The 21,910-nt window shown below is 53.0% G+C and carries 17 protein-coding genes; 6 read left to right on the forward strand and 11 right to left on the reverse strand.

Features of this window, described 5'->3' with window-relative positions; all coding sequences use genetic code 11:
• Positions 1–55: 55 nt before the first annotated feature.
• Positions 56–673 (forward strand): class I SAM-dependent methyltransferase, encoded by a 618-nt coding sequence (locus ACJJH9_RS12820; protein ID WP_252082408.1) that lies wholly within the window; start codon positions 56–58, stop codon positions 671–673.
• Here ACJJH9_RS12820 and ACJJH9_RS12825 read toward each other — a convergent pair.
• From ACJJH9_RS12825 to ACJJH9_RS12860, 8 genes are all read right to left on the reverse strand, one after another.
• A complete protein-coding gene (locus tag ACJJH9_RS12825; protein ID WP_444923010.1) occupies positions 608–1,717 on the reverse strand; it encodes a prenyltransferase/squalene oxidase repeat-containing protein in 1,110 nt (369 codons plus the stop codon). The two genes, ACJJH9_RS12820 and ACJJH9_RS12825, sit on opposite strands and share 66 nt — an antisense overlap.
• Positions 1,714–2,466 carry a class I SAM-dependent methyltransferase gene (locus tag ACJJH9_RS12830; RefSeq protein ID WP_444923011.1) on the reverse strand — a complete coding sequence of 251 codons (753 nt, stop codon included), beginning with the start codon at positions 2,464–2,466 and terminating at the stop codon, positions 1,714–1,716. The genes ACJJH9_RS12825 and ACJJH9_RS12830 overlap by 4 nt, the downstream gene beginning before the upstream one ends.
• On the reverse strand, positions 2,466–3,809 hold the full coding sequence (locus ACJJH9_RS12835) for a glycosyltransferase family 4 protein (protein ID WP_444884277.1): 1,344 nt from the start codon (positions 3,807–3,809) through the stop codon (positions 2,466–2,468). The genes ACJJH9_RS12830 and ACJJH9_RS12835 overlap by 1 nt, the downstream gene beginning before the upstream one ends.
• 600 nt (positions 3,810–4,409) lie before the next feature.
• Complete coding sequence (locus tag ACJJH9_RS12840; RefSeq protein WP_252082416.1) at positions 4,410–5,795, reverse strand: glutamine synthetase family protein; 1,386 nt, start codon at positions 5,793–5,795, stop codon at positions 4,410–4,412.
• A 123-nt stretch (positions 5,796–5,918) separates the two neighbouring features.
• The gene (locus ACJJH9_RS12845; RefSeq protein ID WP_444923012.1) at positions 5,919–7,325 is read right to left on the reverse strand and encodes an aspartate aminotransferase family protein; all 1,407 of its coding nucleotides are present in this window, start codon (positions 7,323–7,325) and stop codon (positions 5,919–5,921) included.
• Positions 7,326–7,665: 340 nt separating this feature from the next.
• A complete protein-coding gene (locus ACJJH9_RS12850) occupies positions 7,666–8,337 on the reverse strand; it encodes a GntR family transcriptional regulator (RefSeq protein ID WP_444900282.1) in 672 nt (223 codons plus the stop codon).
• Positions 8,334–9,440 (reverse strand): hypothetical protein, encoded by a 1,107-nt coding sequence (locus ACJJH9_RS12855; RefSeq protein WP_444889820.1) that lies wholly within the window; start codon positions 9,438–9,440, stop codon positions 8,334–8,336. The genes ACJJH9_RS12850 and ACJJH9_RS12855 overlap by 4 nt, the downstream gene beginning before the upstream one ends.
• A 60-nt stretch (positions 9,441–9,500) precedes the next feature.
• The gene (locus ACJJH9_RS12860; RefSeq protein ID WP_444923013.1) at positions 9,501–9,941 is read right to left on the reverse strand and encodes a VOC family protein; all 441 of its coding nucleotides are present in this window, start codon (positions 9,939–9,941) and stop codon (positions 9,501–9,503) included.
• A 75-nt stretch (positions 9,942–10,016) separates the two neighbouring features.
• Between ACJJH9_RS12860 and ACJJH9_RS12865 the strand changes: the two genes are divergently transcribed.
• From ACJJH9_RS12865 to ACJJH9_RS12875, 3 genes are all read left to right on the forward strand, one after another.
• Positions 10,017–11,213 carry a hypothetical protein gene (locus ACJJH9_RS12865; RefSeq protein WP_444923014.1) on the forward strand — a complete coding sequence of 399 codons (1,197 nt, stop codon included), beginning with the start codon at positions 10,017–10,019 and terminating at the stop codon, positions 11,211–11,213.
• 100 nt (positions 11,214–11,313) lie between these two features.
• Complete coding sequence (locus ACJJH9_RS12870) at positions 11,314–12,060, forward strand: aspartate/glutamate racemase family protein (RefSeq protein ID WP_444909144.1); 747 nt, start codon at positions 11,314–11,316, stop codon at positions 12,058–12,060.
• A 401-nt stretch (positions 12,061–12,461) separates the two neighbouring features.
• Positions 12,462–13,172, forward strand: coding sequence for an SIMPL domain-containing protein (locus ACJJH9_RS12875; RefSeq protein ID WP_444884270.1), 711 nt, complete (start codon positions 12,462–12,464; stop codon positions 13,170–13,172).
• 60 nt (positions 13,173–13,232) lie between these two features.
• Here the strand turns inward: ACJJH9_RS12875 and ACJJH9_RS12880 are convergent, their stop codons facing one another.
• Positions 13,233–14,594, reverse strand: coding sequence for a metal-dependent hydrolase family protein (locus ACJJH9_RS12880; protein WP_444923015.1), 1,362 nt, complete (start codon positions 14,592–14,594; stop codon positions 13,233–13,235).
• Between the two features lie 90 nt (positions 14,595–14,684).
• On the opposite strand from ACJJH9_RS12880, the gene ACJJH9_RS12885 reads away from it, so the two are divergent.
• The gene (locus tag ACJJH9_RS12885; RefSeq protein WP_252082433.1) at positions 14,685–15,296 is read left to right on the forward strand and encodes a glutathione S-transferase family protein; all 612 of its coding nucleotides are present in this window, start codon (positions 14,685–14,687) and stop codon (positions 15,294–15,296) included.
• Positions 15,297–15,431: 135 nt separating this feature from the next.
• Here the strand turns inward: ACJJH9_RS12885 and ACJJH9_RS12890 are convergent, their stop codons facing one another.
• Both ACJJH9_RS12890 and ACJJH9_RS12895 read right to left on the reverse strand, forming a co-directional pair.
• A complete protein-coding gene (locus ACJJH9_RS12890; protein WP_444923016.1) occupies positions 15,432–18,251 on the reverse strand; it encodes a M16 family metallopeptidase in 2,820 nt (939 codons plus the stop codon).
• Positions 18,252–18,501: 250 nt separating this feature from the next.
• Entirely contained in the window at positions 18,502–19,590 is a 1,089-nt protein-coding gene (locus ACJJH9_RS12895; RefSeq protein ID WP_444886761.1) for a Glu/Leu/Phe/Val dehydrogenase dimerization domain-containing protein, read from the reverse strand.
• A gap of 350 nt (positions 19,591–19,940) precedes the next feature.
• On the opposite strand from ACJJH9_RS12895, the gene ACJJH9_RS12900 reads away from it, so the two are divergent.
• The gene (locus ACJJH9_RS12900) at positions 19,941–21,908 is read left to right on the forward strand and encodes a VacB/RNase II family 3'-5' exoribonuclease (RefSeq protein WP_444923017.1); all 1,968 of its coding nucleotides are present in this window, start codon (positions 19,941–19,943) and stop codon (positions 21,906–21,908) included.
• Positions 21,909–21,910 lie beyond the last annotated feature (2 nt).

Here is a 21,910-nt window from a genome sequence, read left to right on the forward strand (position 1 = left end):
TTTGTGCAAGCGCCGGTTTAGTGTTTGGGCCAAGTAAAATAGCAAGCAGTAAAATATGTCCATTCATTTGCCCATCGATATCCGAGCCATCAAGGGGTTCCTCGCTGCCCACGAGGGCGAAGCGCTCTATCATCTTGCCGCTGAGACCAGCAGCCTCGGCCCCTGCCTCGAAGTAGGCAGCTACTGCGGTAAGTCCACAATCTACTTAGCCTCAGCCTGCAAACTAACCGACAGTGTCGTGTTTGCCGTGGATCACCACCGCGGCTCCGAGGAGCATCAACCGGGTGAGGAATACCACGATCCCGATTTGTTTGACCAAAAAGCCAACCTAATGGACAGCTTCCGAACCTTTCGAGCCAATATGAGAGCGGCCGAACTGGAAGACTGGGTTGTGCCCGTGGTAGCTCCCTCCTCCGTGGCCGCGCGCCACTGGAATACCCCACTGGGCCTGGTATTTATCGACGGAGGCCACTCCCTTGAAGCGGCACTGACCGACTACCGCAGCTGGTCCAGGCATATTGTGCCAGGCGGCTACCTGGCCATTCACGATATATTCCCCGACCCCGCCGATGGCGGCCAAGCCCCCTATGACATTTACAAGCTCGCTCTAGCTTCCGCTCAATTCGAGCTGGTCGAAACTGTCGACACCCTGGGCATCCTGCGCCGTATCTGAAGGCAGGCATACCGAGGTAAACAAACCGCTTGCCGGCGTCAGGTCGGCGAGTGCATCTGCCGCAAGCAACATCGCACCCACGGTCCAGGTGGTTTTCTCCTCGGGCCAAACCGCCTGGTCTCGATAGACATACCCTGTCCAGTAGCCACCATCGCTGTCCTGCCAGCGGTGCAGGCCTCGATAAATGATCTCCGCACGTGCCCGCTGCCCCGAGGCCAATAGGGCCATAGTCAACTCGCAGGATTCCGCCACGGTCACCCAGGGCTCATCATTGACACAACGGCAACCCAAACCGGCCACCACAAACTCATCCCAGCGCTGCTGTAGCCGAGCACGCGCAGCTTCGCCTGTAAATGCGCCAGTGAGCACAGGGTAAAACCAATCCATGGAAAAACGCGCCTTGCTCTCCCAGGTACGGTCAAAACGCTCGGGTTTACTCTGTAGAGCCTCACCTAATGCCGTGCGTCCCCGCACCCATTCCGGTCGAGCCACCCCCAACACACTGGCAATATTGATCGCGCACTCAAGGCTTTTAAAAACTGAGGCACAGCCGGTAATCAGGGCATCCTCTTTGGGCTGTCCCCCGGCATCCACGGCCCAGTGAATTTCACCGTGTTCGGTCTGAAGACCCAGGACAAAATCGATAGCGCACTCAACCATCGACCAGTACTGCTGTAGAAAACCTTTGTCACCACTGATCAGGAAATAGTGCCAGACCCCAGTGGCTACGTAGGCGACAAAATTCGTCTCCCGACGCTCACCGTTATCGATCTCTCCATCTCTGTAAGCCGCCCACCAGCTGCCATCCGGCAATTGAATATCCGCCAACCAGCGATAGGCTTTCTCCGCGGCACCAAATTCTCCGGCGATAGCCAATCCCATGGCCGCCTCAACATGATCCCAAGGATCGGCATAGTGCCCTTTAAACCAGGGGATTGAGCCATCGGGTAATTGCTGGGAAAGGATATAGGCTGCGCTATCACGCACAAAACCTACGGGGAAAAGGCTTGTACTCTTTTTGGGGGGCAATACCGTTTCACTCATGGGTTCACCTCCCCTGCCAAACCCAGGGGCTCAGGCGCCCGCTGCTCCGCTTTCACAAAATAGAGCGCGACACTTTTCCCCAAAAGAGGATTCAACAGCTTTTCAGCCACACGTGTGAGTGCGGGGCGCTTCATCAAGTCCCACACTAACAAGCGATGGTAAGCTTTCACCAAGCGGTTATCTGGTTTATCCCAAAACAGACATTTCAACCACCAATAGGGCGCGTGCAGTGCGTGCGCCTTGTGCCGAGCGAAATGGCGATGTCCCAGGGCTTCAATACTCTGACGCAGCTCCCGCTCACGGAAAATACGGATATGTCCCCCCTCCACCTGATGATACGCATCGCTAAGCTGCCAGCAGACCCACTCGGGAAAATACGCCGGCACAGTAGCGGCAAAGATACCTGAGGGCTTCAATACACGGTCAATTTCTGCGAGAACCGCTTTGTACTCATGAATGTGCTCCAATACCTCGGAGCAGATCACCACATCGAATGTGGCGTCGGCAAACGGCAGCTGCAAACCATTGGCAACCCCAAGTAACAGGCGCCCTTTGGCGTGCTCAGAATTATTCAAAGGCTCTGCCCGCTTATTGGCGGTACACACATCATCTAGGCACAGATCGATGCCGTATACATCCACCTCATCAGTGATCATTAAATGAATGGAGTGACGCCCCTCGCCACAGCCCAGGTCCAAAACTTTTTGTCCCAGGCGAAGGTTCAAGTGTTGCGGATCTACAGTAATCATTAAGCAGCCTCCGCACCGCTAACATCTGTATCGACTAAGCCCGTTTCATTCTGCTGTTGCACGACAGACTCGCCAAGTATTTCCCGGTAGTAAGCCACCAGGTTCGATGCCGCCAAACTCCAACAGAACTTATTTTCAATACGCGCCCTGCCTTGAGCGCCCATATCCGCTTGCAAAGATTTATCCGCCAGAACACGACCAAGGGCCTCCGCCAGCGCATTACTGTCACCGGCCGGGACGACGATGCCGGCGTCGCCGACAACTTCTGGCAGCGCGCCTCCATCACTGGAAACCACCGGGGCCCCACAGGCCATCGCTTCACCCGCAGGCAAACCAAACCCTTCATACAGTGATGGGCAGGCCACTACTGTTGCACTGCGGTAGTGGTTCACCAATTCTTCATTGGAAATCCCAGACACAAACTGCACAGCATCTTGCAGGTTCAACTTCTGCAACAGCTTTTCGGTAGCGCCACCTTTGCGCAAACGGCCAACCACCAATAGCTCCAGCTCAGGAAAGCGCTCACGCAATCCGGCCATAGCCTGCAGTAAGACTCCAAGCCCTTTGAGCGGCTGGTCCGCCGAAGAGGTCGTCATAATGCGCAAGGGTTGGCGTTGCACCTTGTTATCGGGGCTGAAGATCTCTGTGTCGATACCGTTATAAATCAGGTGTATTTGCTCCGGCGCCACCCCAAATTGTTCGATGATGTCCCGCTCTGACTGGCGCGATACCGTGACAATATGGCGCAGCTTCCTCGAAACCTTGATTTGCATATTCAGGAAGTTGTGCCAGCGTCGCACCAACAAACGAAAGCGCCAGTCGGGCGCCGCATCCAGGGCTAGCTGGCGATCGCGGGTAATGGGATGGTGAATAGTGGCAACAACTGGGAGGCCGCTGCGCTCGATATCCAACAGCCCATAGCAAAGCGATTGGTTATCGTGAACTATGTCGTATTGGTGACCATGCTGACGTAAGTATTTACGCACGCGACGACCAAAAGTATATGGCTCGGCAAAACCGCCGGTCAGTTTACTCAGCCATTCAAAGAAGTCTGCCCAAGAGAGCAGATGTTTTGGTCTAAGGGCACGGCTGGGTTTTTCTACTTCATAGAGATTGAGTCCGGGCATCTTGATCAAGTTCACCCGCTCATCCAGCTCTGGGTAGGGCTGGCCGGATATCACATCGACCGAATGGCCGGCATCAACCAGAGCCTTACTCAAGTAACGGAGATAAATTCCCTGGCCACCACTGTGCGGATGACTGCGATATCCCAGTAGACATATTTTTAGTGGCCGTGTCTCACTAGCCATTGGACCGTCTGCACAATTTCCCAAGGCGGTCATAGATTCCCCATCTGCTTGTTCTGAGACCCACACTCATTAATCAAAAAGGCAGCGCCCTGCTGTGAAGCCTGGCTATAGCAATCGACCAATCCGGGGCTCTACGCTGATAAAGCGGAAGAATACACTGGCGGGGAAATGACTGCTAGGCAGAAATAATCCACTCTCTTGGCCAGTCTGCCCTTCCGCGTGGCTTCTGAAGCCAAATAAAGTACGCGGCGAACTTCTATCAAATACATTATCGGCCGATGAACTACACCAGATCTCTGCGCTGCACATACCCCATTTAAAAATATTTTTGCCTGCGCCAGGTTTACTCTCAGCCCGTCATCAGAGGCAGGATGAATAGAAAGAAAAGTGTGACAAGAGTTTTTTGGCAAAAGAGCTGAGAAAATAGCCTATGTATTTATTTTTGACCGGCAAAAAAATGCCCGCCAAAAGGCGGGCCAGGTTTCTCGAACACACTTTCAGGAGGAGAGTTTCAAGTACGTTACGCACTTAAATTTAGGTATAGCAGAGTATCGATCTCTCCTGTATTCCTGCCGGCATTCCTGTCGTAAAAGCCGTTCAGTATTTATGCCGCCGGTACACGAGAAACCGTGATTAAACCCGATGCAAATAACTTTGGTATTCCACATCGGTAACTCGAGCGCCAATCTCCGCCATCTCCTGACGCTTCAGCATAAGGAAAAGTTCGACAAACCGAGGATCGAGATATTCTCTCCACAACGCACTCTTATCAAAGCGCTTCAGTGCCCCACTCCAGGTATTAATCAGTTGCTCGCTTTGCACCTGATAGGCATCGCCTTCAACTGGATCGGGAGCCTGTAACTGGTTCTCAATTCCGTGGCAAACACCGGCCAAAATACCCGCCAAGACCAAGTAGGGATTCACATCGGCACCGGCAATGCGGTGTTCGATACGACGAGCCTCGGGATTACTGGCTGGTACTCGCAAAGTGGTGGTGCGGTTGTCGTAGCCCCAGCACAAATTCAGCGGCGCGTGAGAACTCTCTTGGAAGCGGCGGTAGGAATTGCTGTGTGGCGCAAAGAAAGCCATCGCATCATTGGCGGTTGCCAACATACCTGCCGCTGCCTGACGCAGCAGCTCGGAGCCCTCTTCACTGCCATCATCAAAAACATTTTTACCATGGCTATCAATCAAACTCATATGCACGTGCATACCGTTGCCAGCCTGATCCCCAAAGGGTTTAGCCATAGTGCTTACACGGAAGCCGTGGCTGCGCGCCACGCCTTTCAGAAGGCGCTTAAATAACAGAGTTTGATCCGCCACCTTGACAGGATCGGCACTGTGCAAAAGGTTAATTTCAAACTGACCGGGCGCACACTCTGAAAGCACTGAATCAGCTGGAATACCCTGCTCTTCACAAGCGGCACGCACATCGGCAAAAAAGTGACGCTGCGCGTTCAGCTCAGACAAATCATATACATCGGTAGAGGGCACCAGTTCGGCATCGTTGTCGCTGACTGGGCGCGGGCGCGCCAAGTGATCAACGTCATCGCGCAACAAATAGAATTCCAATTCGGTGGCACAGACTGCGGTATAACCGAGCTTCTGCAGGCGATCCACCACCCGCTGCAGCTGGGCACGTGGATCGGCATAGAGCGAAGAGCCATCCGCCTCGTGCAACTGCATATGCAGCTGTGCTGTTACCTCCCGGTGCCAGGGCGCCAGACTGATCGGCGATACCGGCAGACAAACGCCATCACTGTCACCACTGGCAAACACCAGAGGGCTATCTTCAATATCCCGCCCCCAGATATCCAGGCTGACAGCGCTACGAGGCATTTGCAGGCTTCCCTTCAGCAGCTTCTCCGCCGCTTCTGCTGGTAGCCATTTGCCACGGGGGACACCATTGATATCGAACATAAAGCCTTCAATCCACTTTAGGTCCGTGTGTTCTGCCAGGAATTTGCGCGACTGCTCCAACAGTTCTGGTTGGGCAGTAAATTCTTTTTCTTGTGACATAAGTTGCCTGAGGTAATCCTGTCAAACCGCAGAAGCGGCCCAGGGCGGTCACCTGCATTCTCCGTTGACGGATAGTGGGTGACAGCCTTGCGCCGCTTCCAAAAAAGGGGCTAGACCCCGAGTTTACGCTAGAGCTTTAGCGGTGTCGTCAAGCGCGCGATGCGCTTTTTCCACAAGCTCATCCACCTGCTCAGTGGTAATAATCAGTGGCGGCGCAATCACCATGGCATCACCCACGGCACGCATGACCAAACCGTGCTTGATACTCAGATCACGACATACGCCACCGGCAGTGCAGTCATCATCAAAGCGGGCGCGGCTGGCCTTGTCTTTCACCAGCTCCAAAGCGCCGACCATACCCAGGCTGCGCGCCTCACCAACGATGGGGTGCTCTGCCAACTCTGCCCAACGTTTGGCAAGGTAAGGGCCAGTCACATCGCGCACATTCTCGATAATCTTCTCATTGCGCAGGATATTAATAGTGGCCAGGCCTGCCATACAGGCCGCGGGGTGCGCAGAGTAGGTGTAGCCGTGAGTAAATTCCCCGCCCTTGCTCTTGATCACATCAGCAACGCGATCACCTACCATGGTACCGCCGAGAGGGAAATAACCATTGGTCACCGCTTTGGCGAAAGTCATCAGGTCCGGCTTGAGGCCGTAATAATCTGCACCAAACCATTCACCAGTGCGCCCAAAGCCGAATATCACCTCATCCATCACCAACAGAATGTCGTATTGATCCAATACTTTCTTCACTTCTGGCCAGTAGGATTCCGGCGGAATGACCACACCACCTGCACCCTGGATAGGTTCGGCAATAAAGGCGGCCACTTTCTCAGGGCCCAGCTCCTGGATTTTTTCGTCGAGGCTGCGCGCGGCTTGAATACCGAACTCCTCTGGGGACATTTCCCCGCCCTCAGCAAACCAGTAAGGCTGCTGTACGTGTTCAATGTAATCCAGCGGCTGGAACTGCTTGTGCATACCGCTCATACCACCCAGGCTGGCACCGGCGATGGTGGAGCCGTGATAACCATTTTTGCGGGAAATCACAATGCGCTTCTCGGGCTTGTCCTGCAGATCCCAGAAACGGCGAATCAGGCGCAAATTGGTGTCATTCGCCTCAGAACCGGAGCCGGTGAAGAACACATTGCTCATACTGGCGGGAGTTACTTCTGCCAGGGCATCTGCCAGCTCGATAGATGGCACGGTAGTGCACTGGAAGAAACTGTTATAGAACGGCAGGGTATTCAGCTGCTCATAGATTGCATCGCTAATTTCCTTACGGCTATAACCCAGGTTGCAGCACCACAAACCAGACATGCCATCCAGTAGACGATTACCATCGATATCGGTGATATAAGCGCCTTCAGCACTGGTGATCACCCGGGTGCCCTGTTGCCCCAAGTCATTGAAGTCAGTAAAGGGGTGCAGCAGGTGCTCGCGGTCGTGTTGTTGCAGCTCACTTTTGTTCATATTTCGCTCCTGGCTTTGCTCTGGGGGCTCTCCACAGCACCGGACGAGAGCCCGCATGCATCGAATGAGTCATCCCGCAATTGATCACCTACCCTCCGGAGCCCATTAACGTGCCTTGCCGGACAGGGTATTGCTTCCAAAATTTGTGATCACATTCTAGTGGCGAGACTGACGGAAGCGCAAGATCTATCTATGCCTCAGGGTAACAATAGGGTCCAGAACCGCAGTTACCCTTAGCTTGTAGAAAATCCTGACCTGAAATTGCGGCAACAAGAACCCTTACAACAGGGATACGTGAAGACTCTCACAGTGACCTATCAAGATGGCTAAAAAGGTCGGGCTTGTTGGGCTGGGCTGGGCTCCTATGAATATGATTGTAAAAGCGCTGGCCCAAGCCCTAGAGTAATTCTTCGGCGGGAATTGAGCCGAGCCCCTCCTCAATATCCTGACGAATAGCAAGGCGCACTCGCGCCACATCGCCATCGGCAATCGCACCAAGCAGGTCCTCGTGACGGTCCGGCAACTCTTGTACACCGAAGCGCTGGAACACCAGGTGCTGCAGGGGAGCTGTTTGCAGCCATAGGCTCTCTATCAGCGAGAGGATGATATGGGGATGCCCCAGGCGATAGAGGGTAAAGTGGAAATCGAGATTGGCCGTTACATACTCCTCGATATCCTTCTCTCTGAGCGCTTTAGTGACTCGAGCATCTAGCTGTCGTAACCGCTCAAGAGCCCCCTGCCCTACAAAGGGCAGCGCCTGCTCTGCGGCCTGACACTCCAGCGCAACCCGTGCCGCACAAATCTCTGCGAGCTTTTCTGGCGTCATAGTGGGCACAGTGACACGGCGGGTATCAGACAGCTCTAGTGCTCGCTCCGAGGTCAGGCGCCGCAAGGCCTCACGAACAGGCATCGGGCTGCAATTCAAGTCCGCCGCCAAACCCCGGATAGTGACCGGGTGCCCCGGCAAAAACTTGCCGCGTAAAATGGCATCTCGCACCTGAAAGTACACTCGTTCCTGGGTAGTGCGAAACTCCTCCTGCGGAGGGCTAAATTCCGGTGCCATCTTCATGCGGCCCCAACCTGTTGCAACTTGTGGGGCAAATCATCGGAACCCACTTCGATAAGATGATCTGCTACCCGGCCGGTCTGCCAGATTTCATAAAAGTCGTCTGCCACCTGCCGGCTCATTTCCACCACTTTTTTCCAATAGCGCACACGCTCATCCGAGGGCATCTTATAAAAGTCGTTGCGATCCGGGATCTTGCCAAATGGTAACCGCTCCACAAACCCCGGCGACGGTGCGATCAGTAGTGTCGACATCATGGCATCGCCACGCACACGTCGCCAGGACAACCCCTTGTCGAACCAACCGGGCACCATAAACGGGAAGAAATGCGGGTAGAGCACTAATCCACGTGGATGACTGAAGCGCAAATCAAAGTGGTAGTCTGTAATCCCGCCATCGCGATAATTTCCCAAGGGTGCGCCAGCCGGGTTGCGCACACCCGCCATTACCAGTGGTATAGAGCCACTGGCGAGCACCACCTCACGGACATTCTCCGGAGTGAGGGGGGCATTCGCCGTACTCAGATTGCCAAACTTCACAGTGGCCTGGGCCCGGGAGTGAAACACTACGCGCTCCCAGAAGGCTTTAAGGCTATGTCTGGAAACCGCATTGACCAACGCAGACGTAAAGAGCGCCGGGGCCAGAATGGCTCGCTTTTCACTTGCCAGGGGGCCACGCCCACGCGCTGTCACGAAGTGACTCTGCCACAAGGGATTCTCCACCACCTCGCGCGCACCACTTTCCCCTAACACTTCCTGTAGAATCGCGCCACCCGTCGCCGTAATCTCAGCCGGGGTAGGCTTGGTATCGCCGTAGCTCTGGTGAATATATCCATATTCCAGACGTTCCAGCGCCGCCAAAGGATTCTCCATGGCGTAGCACATATTGCGAAAACTGCCGATTGATGAACCCAGCGTCGCAATAGGCTCACTGCGACCTTTGAAAAAAGCCCCCATAAGAACCCGATCCAGCTGACTGATAACCAGCCACTTGGGGCCCCCAGAAGCTCCCACTAAGGTTGAGAACTGCCCTTGATGTAATCCCTCCTCGCGAACCCTACGCGCCGCTTTGGCGCCGGCCAGTAAAATGCAACTGCGGTTCTTCACATAAATTCCTTATCAATTTACCTAAAAGCCAAAGTCAAATGAGAGCCTTGCCAGGGCCAATTACCACTCGCCGCTGTTCTCCATCGACTTCCAGGGTTCCCTCGGTTCCAGGGGCTCGCCATTTTGTAACAGTTCAATTGAGATACCGTCCGGCGAACGGAAAAAGGCCATATGGCCATCGCGAGGGGGACGATTGATCGTAACCCCCGCATCCATCATTCTCTGGCAGACGGCGTAGATATCATTCACTCCATAAGCCAGGTGGCCGAAGTTTCGCCCGCCACTATAGGACTCCGAATCCCAGTTGTAAGTGAGTTCCAGCGTGGGCGCTTTATGCTGGCGAGCACTATCGACATCCTCAGGGGCCGCAAGATATACCAGGGTGAAACTCCCTTTGTCATAATCTTTGCGATGCACCAATTGCAAGCCCAACTTCTCACAGTAAAACTTTAAGGATTCTTCCAGGTTGGCCACGCGGACCATTGTGTGCAGGTATCTCACCCTCTACTCCTTCCTGTTGCCAGGATCTACAATCGCGGAATAATAAATAATTCAGCTTCGCCTGGCGAAAAGCAAATGTATAAAAAATTCTATCGTGCATTTTCTCAAGCACCCAGCGGCAGCCCATCCTCCATGCTGCACATGGCCTGTCACTCCCATCATTACTGGCCCGATGTGACATTGGAGGCAGTCCAACAATACTGGCAGGATGCGGCACTGCTCGCCGATGACAAGTGGGGACCTATTTTCCAGGAAAAAATACCCGCCTGGCAAAGTGCCGTCGCGCGAACACTAAACCTCCCCGACGCTTCTCAAATAGCTATTGCCCCCAATACCCACGAGCTTGTCTACCGGCTACTTAGTGCCTTTCCCATCACTGAACCCCTGCATATCCTCACTACAGATGGAGAATTTTACAGCTTCACCCGCCAGCTGCAGCGGCTGGAAGAATTGCCCAACATACAAGTAACCCGTATACCCAAACACCCCTTCTCCACCCTGGCTGAGCGCTTTGAGCAGGAACTGCATACGGGAGACTACCAACTGGCTTATGCCAGCCTGGTGTTTTTCGATTCTGGCGTGGTATTCCCCGACCTATTGCGAATCGTCGAGCAGAAGCCAATCCAAACCCAGTTTGTAGTCGACGGTTATCATGGATTTTTTGCCCGCCCAATCGACCTGAGTGATATTGCTGACAAAGCATTTTTTACTGCCGGCTCATATAAGTACCTGGGTGCCGGCGAAGGGCTGTGTTTTATGAGCATTCCTCGCGGCTGCTCCCTACGACCACTAAATACCGGCTGGTTTGCCGAAATTGCGGAGCCTGAAAATCGCCGTGGCCATGTCAGCTATGCGGACAACTGGCTGAGATTTGCCGGGGCAACTATGGATTATTCCTGCCTGTACAAGGGTCTTTCCATTTTCGATCTATTCCGACGCGAAGGTATCACCGTAGATAAAATCCACCGCTATGTCCTCAATGCCCAAAGCCGCTTCCTGAACACAATGGACAAAAACAGCCACCCGCTACTCAACCGGGAGCGCCTAATTCACCACGACCTGAAGGAGGGCCATGGCCACTTTTTCACGTTCGATTGCGGCACAACAGAAAACTCAGAAAAGCTACAAAAGGAGCTTAAAGCCCGAGCAGTCCTTTGCGACAGGCGCCAACAGCTGCTGCGCCTGGGCTTTGCTATCTACCATGATGAAAATGAAACTTATCAGCAGGTTTTTGGCTCTCCCCAAATAAATTCGGAGGCGCCGTTATGCTGATTAACAGGCTAAGCCAGCCGGCAGCCTCTATTGATCAATACTTTGATCCATACTTTTGCGGACGATGTAACCTTAAAAACTGGAGAGCCCGGACCTAATCATGAAGCTGCTTCTCCTCAACCCAAATACCACAGAATCTATGACGTCACTAATGGCGGGCGCCGCACAAAGGGTTGCATCTCCGCGCACCAAAATCGTAGCGACCACCGCCAAGATCGGCTTTCCTTATATTTCAAGCCGGGTCGAGGCCGAAATTATCGCTAGTGATATCCTCGAGACAATTGCTGAACACCACACACAGGTAGACGCAGTCATCATCTCTGCATTCGGGGACCCAGGCCTCATTGGTGCGCGTCAGTTATTCGACATTCCCGTGATCGGTGTTGCCGAGGCGGCAATGCTGACCGCTTGTGCACTTGGCCAGCGCTTCTCGATAGTCACATTTAGCGATAGTTTGGCGGACTGGTTTCGTGATGGTGTGCTGCGTGCCGGTCTCGAAAATCGCTTCACCGGCATTCGCCTACCTAGCGAGCGTTTCCAATCAATCGAAACTGTACAGGAAGAGCTTAGCGAGAGCTTGGTTCAGCTCGTAGAAGAAGCTGCATATACTGACCGGGCAGATGTCGCCATCCTCGCTGGAGGACCGCTCGCCGGTCTTGCCACAAAGATTTCTGGCAGACTGCCGATTCCTGTGGTCGATCCAGTCCCTGCCGCTGTCGTGCAGGCAGAGGGTCTTGTACGGCTCAACCCAGGTATTGCCCGCGCAGGTGGTTTCGCCCGTCCGCCCGCTAAAGACACATTGGGCCTCCCCGATAGCCTCTCCAGGCGAATAGAGCACACTGACTGAGCTTCTTCCAAGACTTCCTTATAATCTCTACTCTCCCGATAGCTCTGGCTCAAAGAATTACGGAGGTTGGATTTAGCCAGCCAGATACAGCCTGTGATTAAGCATCCTAAAAAACGAATGCAGCCACGTGTTTCTAACAGACGTCGATACCTTCTTCTCCTGAGTTTTGTTTTCTACCAAGAAAGATGAAACTTATCAGAAGAAATTTAGCTCTGATTAAGTTGGCAGCACTTTCTCGGCCAAGTGGCAAGCCAATATTGCCAAGCAGCTTGTCTACAGCTCCCCGATGATCCGTTATGCTGACCTTCTTGCTCAGCTACGGTTCAGAAAGGCACTGATAGTATTTGGCGCCTAATGCATCGGAGTGATGCCAAATCCATAGCGATTGATAAGGAAAAATCATGAAGTTAGTAAAATTCTCGACAATCACAGTACTTACTCTGCTTATCGCCGCTTGCGGAAATGGGCAGGCTCCCTCCGAACGGGGAACCCTGGTCTCTATTGCGGCCCAAGGTGAGGCACGCCAGGCTCCCGATGTTGCCAATTTGTCTGTAGGCGTGGTAACCGAGGCAGACGACAGTAAGCAAGCCATGCAAGATAATGCCGAACAAATGGCTACGCTAATGAAAGCGATTAAGAAAGCCGGTATTGCCAAGAAAGATATTCAAACCAGCGGCGTCAGTCTTTCTCCCCGCTACCATTACCAGAGAGATCAGAAGCCCAAAATCGTCGGCTATACTGCGCGAAATACCCTCAACATCAAAGTGCGCAAATTGGGTGAGCTGGGAGGTGTACTGGACGACCTCACCGCCGCCGGGGCCAACCAAATTAACGGTCCCAGCTTTGAGATTGGCGAGCCAGAACCAGTAAAAGCTGAGGCTCGCGAAAAAGCCCTACTGGATGCCCAGGAGCGCGCGACTATTTACGCTAAAGCACTGGGTATGAAGGTTCGTCGAATCGTGAGTATTTCTGAACAGGGTAGCGGCGGTATGCCCCGCCCTATGATGTTAAGGGGCCAGATGGAGTCAATGAAAGACAGTGCTTCAACCCCTATTGCCCCCGGTGAGACTACCGTAGCTGTCAATTTGGACCTGGTCTTCGAGCTGAAATAATCAATTATTTCTATACCGGCCCCGCAATTCTATGCGGTGCCGGTATTCTACTCACAGCTATCAACCATTCTCCTCATGCTCCAGAAATACCTCTACTGCCGGCTCGCTGGGGTATTTGAAAACCTTGCCTTCCTTCATGACAAACTGCACCCGTTGCAATTCGGAGATATCCTCCAGAGGGTTTCCTGCAACCGCAATGATGTCCGCGAGTTTGCCCTCGCTGATACTGCCAAGCTCGTCTTGAATCTGCAGTAATTGTGCGGCATTCCAGGTTGCAGAGCGGATGGCGTCGGCAGGAGTCATTCCCCCCTGTACCATCAAGACAAATTCCCGCGCATTCTCTCCATGCCGGGTCACACCGGTATCGGTCCCAAAGGCAATTTTAACTCCGCGTTTATATGCCTTGGAAAAAGTCTCTTGCATTAGAGGCCCCATAGTGGCGGCCTTAGGACGAACAATTTCGGGCAAAAAACCATCAATCGCAGATTTCTCAGTTACCCACTCTCCGGCCATCAAAGTCGGAACAAACCAAGTGTTGTTCCTACGCATGAGATCCATCACCTCTTCATCCATGTAAGTGCCGTGCTCAATGGAGTTCACACCGGCGCGAATAGCTCGAATCATGCCTTCCTTGCCATGGGCATGCACCGCCACGGTAAAGCCATAATCTTTGGCAGTGGCAACAATTGCCTCCAACTCATCCTGCATAAATTGTGGATTTTGCCCACTTTTGGCAACGCTCAGCACCCCGCCAGTAGCAGTGATTTTGATGAGGTCTGCACCATCCTTATAGCGCTGACGAATCGCCTTGCGCGCGGAAATAGGCCCATCCACAACACCATCGGCCGGACTGGGATTCCCTACTAAGTCATGGCGGCGACCATTCGTGGGATCAGCGTGACCACCGGTGGTTGCGATAGATTTTCCCGCAGTGTAAATCCTCGGTCCCTCAATAGTGCCTGCTTCAATCGCTCGCCGCAGACTGACGGTAACATTATCGTGATCACCCAGATTGCGGATGGTGGTAAAGCCCGCCTGCAAGGTACGGCTGGCCGCATCGACACCGCGCAGAGTGAAATCTGCCGGATTCCAGGTATAAGATTCCGTATAAGCACGAGGACCAAACTCATAAGTGAGGTGGCTGTGCATATCCATCAACCCTGGAAGCACAGTGTAATCGCGCAAGTCGACAAGAATTTCCCGCTCCCGCTTGGCAAACCCTTTTTGTACGGATTCAATACGGCCATCCACAATATGAATGGTGCGATTCTCTAACAGTTTTCCATTACTGCTATTGAAGAATTTCCCCGCATAAATAGCGAGTTCTTCAGCAGTAGCCTGCTGGCAAAACAGACCGGCAAAAACAGCCAGCGCCGTGACTGTGCGGCGAAAGAAGCAGCCTCTCTTGGAACTTGTGGTCATTGTCGTCACCAGTAAGTCTCTTTTAGATTTGTAATGTTTTTATGGACAGCTGCTCAATTTAACGCAATCGCCGAGGCGAGAGGAAGCCCTATGAAGATCTATGAGTTTGCAAGCGCCCCCAATTGTCGTCGAGTTCGCATGTATCTTGCGGAAAAAGGCATCGAAGTTGAATTTACCCATGTAGATATTACCAAGGGCGAAAACCTCAGCCCCGAATATCGCAGTAAAGATATCAACAAGAAAGTTCCCGTATTGGAACTGGATGATGGCGCTTATATCTCTGAGTCCGTAGCGATTCAACGATACTTCGAAGAACTACACCCGGAGCCGGCACTCTTTGGCCGCGATGCAAAAGAAAAAGCCCTAGTGGAAATGTGGAATCGCCGTGCCGACTTCAACTTAATGTTTCCAGTAGGAATGTGCTTCCAACACGTTTCTGGCTTTTTCAAGGACCGCATGAACGTCTATCCTGAATTCGGCGAGGATTCGGGCAAACGCGCGATAAAATTTATGGGGGCCCTAAACGACCACCTCTCTGATCATGAATTTCTGGTTGGAAATTATTTCTCAGTAGCCGATATCAGCATGGTGTGCAGTCTCGATTTTGGCAAAGTACAGAATCTGCGTCCGGATGCCGAAAAACACCCCCACCTGATCCGCTGGCGCGAGCAGCTCAAGCAGCGCCCAAGCTTCAAGGCCTGAGGTAAATTTCTGAAAAACTATTCGGAATAGCCTGCCCAGTGGAGGGCATCAGGTTTTGAAAAAAACCACTAAACGCCCATAAAAAACGCCCCGGTTTATAAGAAACCGGGGCGTTTTTAGTATGACATCAATTTTTTATTGATCTTTTGCGGGTAGTACCTCTACAGGACCAATATCCAGGGCTTCAACCTCTCCCTTAATCTTTTCCAGATCGCCAACAATGACCCAGGTAAATTGATCTGGTGCAAGAAACTCTTGCGCAGAGGACTCTACCTGCTCCTTATTCAAAGCGGCCACCCTTTGGGGATAATCGGCAATGTAATCTTCCGGCAAGCCTTTTTCCACCTGCCAGTTGATACTGGACAATAACTGCCCTTTGGTTTGGAAGCGTGCGCTCTGTTTTAGCACTTCATCGTTTCGATAGTCCTCCAACTCCTTCTCGGTAATGGGGCGGTCAGTCAAATACTCCTGATATTCTTTGATTAATTCCTTGATGGCCGGGGCTGTTTTATCGGTCTGCACTGGGGCAAACAGAATGTAGGGCCGCTGACCTTCCGTATCCATGGAAACCGCTCGGGCGCCGTAAGACCAATGCTTGTCTTCACGCAGGTTCATATTAACCCGCGAGGTAAACTTGCCAGCGATCGTATTGGCCATCGCATCAAAAGCTTCAGCACCCTGCGGCTGCCAAGGCGGCATCACCAATCCAGCCATGATGAAACTTTGCTGGGCACCTGGACGATCCAGGAGGTAAACCCTGGCCTTTTCCGGACGCGCCACCTTGGCCACATCAATTTGTGGCAACTCCTCTTTAGGCGCTTTCCAGTCACCCAGAGTTTCTTTCAGGAGCGGTTCGATCTCTTTTTCTGTTACATCACCAACAATGGTGAGAGTGGCGTTATCGGGACGCACCCAGGTATTCTGGAAGTTCACCAGATCTTCGCGAGTGATCGACTTAATGCCTTCAGGTGTGCCAGAGCCGGTCAAGGGGGCGCCATAGGGATGCTCGTTACCAAAGAGCAGTGGCGGTAACTCACGCAGTGCCAATCCCTGGGGTTGTGCCTTTTCCTGGGCGATGGCATCCAGGCGATTGGACTTTACCCGCTCGAGATCAGACTCGGGGAAACGGGGCTCGGTTACTACCTTGGAAAATAACTCCAGTGAGGGTTTCAACTGTGACTTAAGGGCACTCATACTGATGGAGTTGTAATCCAAACCACTGCCACCACCAATACTTACCCCTAGCTCCTCTGCTCTGGCACTAAACTCCAAGCTATCGAGATTGCCGGCGCCCTCATTCAACATTTGTGCCGCGACTGAAGCGAGCCCGGGTTTACTTTTGTCTGCTGAGGCGCCACTGCGAAATTGCAGATTCATCAACACAACCGGCGTATCGTGGCGCTCAGCCAAAACAACCCGAAGACCATTTTTCAGGGTAAAGTTCTGCTGCTTAGGTAATTCCAGCTCTACATTTTTATCCACCTCCGGCAGCTTACTGCGGTCTGCCCCCTCGGTGGCTGCGGTGAACTGCTGCTGAGGTTGGATAATCAAAGTGTAAGAGTCATCTTTCAGCCACTGCTCTGCAACATCCTGCACCTCACGAACGGAAACCTTGGCATACTCTTCAACACCTTTCAGAAGTGCGCCGGGATCGTCATAGTAAAATTCCGAGCGGGCGAGGATATCGCTCTTACCACCAAAGCCACCGGTTTTTTCCAATCCTTTTACCAGGCTGGCGAATTCACCCTGCTTAACCCGGCGCAACTCTTCTGCGCTGACGCCGTTTTTAGCAAACTGCTGCAACTCCTTATCTAAGAGTTTTTCCACTTTATCGACAGGCTGCCCCGGCTTTACATCCACCACAATAATCAGCTGACCTGCCAACTGGCGACCGTAATAAAAAGCACTCACACTGGTCGCTACTTTTTCATCCCGAACCAATCGACGATATAAAAGGGAGTTTTTACGATTTGCCAGCAGCGAAGTCATCAGCTCCAGGGCATGCTCTTCCTCACTACCAATGGCGGGGACATTCCAAACCTTGTAAATACGGGTTTGCGGTACTTGGTCGTGAACAACTTCGCGCTTTTTCACCTGGGTGGGTAACTCCCAGTTTTTGATTCGAGGTTGCACTTTAGTACTGGGAATATCAGCAAAATATTTGCGCGCCTTGGCCATCGCCTCATCAACACTGATATCACCGGCAATAACCAGGGTAGCGTTGGCGGGTTGATAGTGATCTGCAAACCACTTCTTTACATCTTCAAGGCTGGCATTATCCAGGTCTTCCATGGAACCTATAGGTGTCCATGAATAGGGGTGATCCGCAGGGAAGGTACTTTTGGCAATAATGTCAAAAGCCTTGCCGTAGGGCGCATTCTCTCCCTGGCGCTTCTCGTTTTTAACCACTCCGCGCTGCTCATCCAGCACCTCCTGGGTAATAGCGCCTTGGAAGTGGCCCATCCGGTCAGACTCCATCCACAGAGCCATATCCAGAGCCCCCTTGGGAACTGTGGCAAAGTAATTGGTGCGATCGTTACTCGTGGTGCCGTTCATATCGGTAGCACCGGAGCGCTGAAAGGGTTCAAAGTATTCGCCGGGAAAGTTCTCACTGCCATTGAACATAAGGTGTTCAAATAAGTGCGCAAAGCCGGTTTTACCCTTCGGCTCATCCTTGGAGCCCACCTTGTACCAGATGTTGGTAGAGACAACCGGGGCCTTGCGATCCTCGTGCACAATAACGGTCAGTCCGTTAGGCAAAACTTCCTTGTGAAAGGGAATATCCAGTTGAGGAGGCGGTACGAATGCTTTCTGATCCGTAGCCGCATCTTTACTGCTGGCTGCGGCTTCCTTGTCCACGGAAAGAGCGTGGGGGGTATCATCGGTAGACTGATTACAGCCGGCAAGACCGGCAGTAGCGATAACGACACTGAAGAACACTGGACGCAAGTCCATATTGTCACTCCCTAGTAATAACCGCGGATTCAGGATGGCAAGTTTAGGCCAGTATCCAATCCATTTACCGGCTCGCCCTCCGCAGTAACGAACCAAAAACCTGACACCAGAATGAGGCACCAGGTCACTACATCAATCTTGAGACAAAAAAATGGGCACTAAAGTGCCCAAATAAATACATCACAGAGAGAAGCGATGATGCCAATCGCCAGGGATCAGGTCATCGGCACATCTCCCGTGCCGAATTAGGTTATGCTGCCACGGTGCCGGATTTGTTCTCCGTATCACCGGTCACAGAGTGGTGTCCGAAGCGTTCTTCAGCAATACGGTCGGCCACATGCGCTGTGGTCTCGCCAGTCTCGTCTGCACGCACAAACACTTCTTTCATGGTGCTGCCGATTTCTTCGATATGGGCCTTCACCTCTGCGGCGTCGTAGTCACCTTTTTGCTGGTAGTAAACATCAATAATGCCGCCGGCGTTGATCACATAGTCTGGCGCATACAGAATGCCTTTCTCGCGCAGAGCCGCTGCATGGCGCTCCTCGGCCAGCTGGTTATTGGCTGCACCGGCCACAGCACCCACCTTCAGGCGGGAAATGGTGTCATCATTGAGGATGGCACCCATAGCGCAGGGAGCAAACAGATCCACATCCAGATCAAAGATCTCATCTGCGGTCACGGCAATAGCACCCAGCTCAGTTACCGCACGGTCGATATTGTCCTGGAAGATATCGGTCACAAACAGTTCTGCACCGGCGTCTTTCAGTAGTTTACCCAGGCGGAAGCCCACGTTGCCCACCCCCTGAACAGAGACCTTCAGACCCGTAAGGTCGGTTTTGCCCCAGCGGTGTTCGACAGCAGCCTTAAGGCCGACAAACACTCCATATGCAGTGGAGGGAGAGGGGTCACCGCCGAATTCAGAACCCGCGAACAGACCGGACACATACTCGGTGGTCTCGCCAATTACGCTCATGTCGGCAACACTGGTGCCGGAATCCTCTGCGGTAATATAGCGGCCGCCCAGGGTATTGATGAACTCACCCATGGCGCGCAGCAGCTCGGGAGTCTTTTCCTTACGCGGATCGCCAATAATGACGGATTTGCCGCCACCCAGCTTCAAGCCAGCCATAGCAGACTTGTAGGTCATGCCTCGTGAAAGACGCAGAACATCATTCAGAGCCTCGCCGTCATCGGCGTATGGCCACATGCGGCAGCCTCCCAGGGAGGGACCTAAATTCGTATTGTGTACCGCGATAATTGCTTTGAGACCACTCTTAGCATCTTGGTAAAACGCCACTTGTTCGTGCTTATCGTAGGCGGAATGGGAAAAAATACTCATTAACTGTTCCTCTCCGGAAGGCCGGTTCTACAGCTGGGGAACAACCACAGCCCTTATCTGTTTTTATTTAGGGGTAAGATTATATCTAGCTTCGGCAGATAAAGTTTGCATATTTTGCACAGAACAGCGCTGTAATAGCTAAATCCTCACACGAATTATTTTTTTTTAGGACAGCGGCCCCTACGGAAATATACTGGGCCATACAGTCATCGATCTTGACTGCCCCTTCAACCCGGCATCTTTGCGCTTAATCAAACGGATATGATTTCTCCTTCTTTAGCCCCCTGTTACCCGCTTCATTCTGGTCTGGTAGAATCCGCGCCTAAATCGACCCCCGAGAGATCAACTCGATGCTGAATGCCGACGCTCTGAAACAACTTTCACAACTGAAAACAGATATTCGCTCCAGTAAGGAGTTTGCCGAGGGCCGGGTTCGCGGCAGCAACGGCAAATTTGGCTTTGTGGAGCTAGAAGATGGACGCGAGGCTTTTTTACCTCCCAATGAGATGGAACGGGTTTTCCCTGGTGATCGTGTCCGAGTCAGCCTCACGGAAGAGAAAAAAGGCAAGCTCAGCGCTGAGCTGGATACCCTGATCGAAAGCCAACTCGACTATCTGGTTGGGCAATATGTGCAGCGGGGCCAGGGGCACTTTATCCAGCCCAGCCAGAACGGCTTGTCGCGCTGGATTTTCCTGCCTCCCAAGGCCCGCGGTAAAGCACAGCCCGGAGAGTTTATCGCCTGTAAAATCAATCGACACCCGTTCAAAGATGGCCGCGCCCAGGCAAAAGTGGAAACGGTCATTGGCAAGCCCGATATCCCCGGTATTGAGCATGCTTATGTAGTAGCGCAATTCAAATTGCCTGAGCAGTTTGGCCAGCCTGCGCAGGCCCAGGCGCAAGAAATCAGCGCTCAACTCGCCGAAGTGATCTCCGAGCGCCAGGATCTGTCTGAACTGGGCTTTGCCACAATCGATGCGGAAAGTACCCGCGATATGGACGACGCCCTCGCCGTCACCACCCGCAACGAAGGCTGGACCCTGCATATCGCCATAGCCGACCCCTCCAGTGTGATAGAAACCGGCAGCCCCCTGGACAAAGAGGCGTTCGAGCGCGCTCACAGCCAATACCTGCCTGGTGAAACCCTACCCATGCTGCCGCGAAACCTGTGTGAAAATCTGTTCTCCCTGGTACCCGGAGAACTGCGCCCGGCCCTGGTGGTTCATATTGATATCAACACTGATGGCAGCCTGGGCGAGAGCCGCTATGAATTTGCTGCGATTCGCTCCCAGCACAAGCTGAGCTACATCCAAGTGAGCCAGTTCATTGAGGGCGACGAATCCGCCGTACCAGAAGAGCAAAAACAGAGTCTGCGCAACCTGGCTGCCGTTTTTGAAGCTCGCTCTGCCTATCGCGCAAATCACTCCCTGGCGATGGAAGACCGCCCCGATTACGAGATTCACCTCGACGACAAGCGCAAGATCGCTCGTATCGAAAAGCAGGAGCGCAATATTGCTCAGCGCATGGTGGAAGAAGCCATGCTCGCCACAAATATTAGCATTGGCGGCAAACTGGCTGAGCTGCAACAGGGCTGCTTCTCGGTACACCTGGGTTTTCGCGAGGAGCGCATGGGTGAGGTACGCAGCCTACTCAAAGAGTTACTACCGGAGCATGCAGAGCAAGACCTCGGCGAATTGCCACATTACCTAGCCCTGGTTAAGTATCTGGAAAGCCATGGCGATGCACAGATGCAAAACCTGTTGTCGGTTCTGAAGCGCATGCTGCGCCCCGGCCAACTCGACAACAAAGCGGGAGCGCACCTAGGTCTGGGCCTTGAAGCCTACGCCACTGCGACCTCCCCCATTCGTAAATACAACGACCTGCATAACCATCGGGTACTGCGTGCCGCCCAACAAGACGGCCCTGCTGCGGCGCTTAGTGACGAGCAGATCGAAGCCCTTCAGGACAGCCTGACCCGCGGCCGCCAGGCCAATCGTGCACTCGAGCAATGGCTTTATGCCCAATTTATGCAGGACAAGGTTGGACAGGCGTTCAGCGGCAAGATCACCCTGGTCAATGGCGCCGGTCTCGGTGTGCGCCTGGACGAATTTGGCATCGATGGATTTGTTCGCCTAAATGGGGATAAAAAGAACCTGCCGAATTTTGACGGCAAGCACCTTACCCTTACCTACAACGAACAGAGCTACCAGCTGGAACAAACTATCAGCGTTAAAGTTTCCTCTGTAGATGTCGATAAACGCCGCATCTCCCTGGAGCTCTTACCTGAAACTTCAGCAAACGAAATAGCTATAGAGAAATAAGC

The organism is Microbulbifer mixtoriginis (SeqCode) (assembly GCF_052466715.1).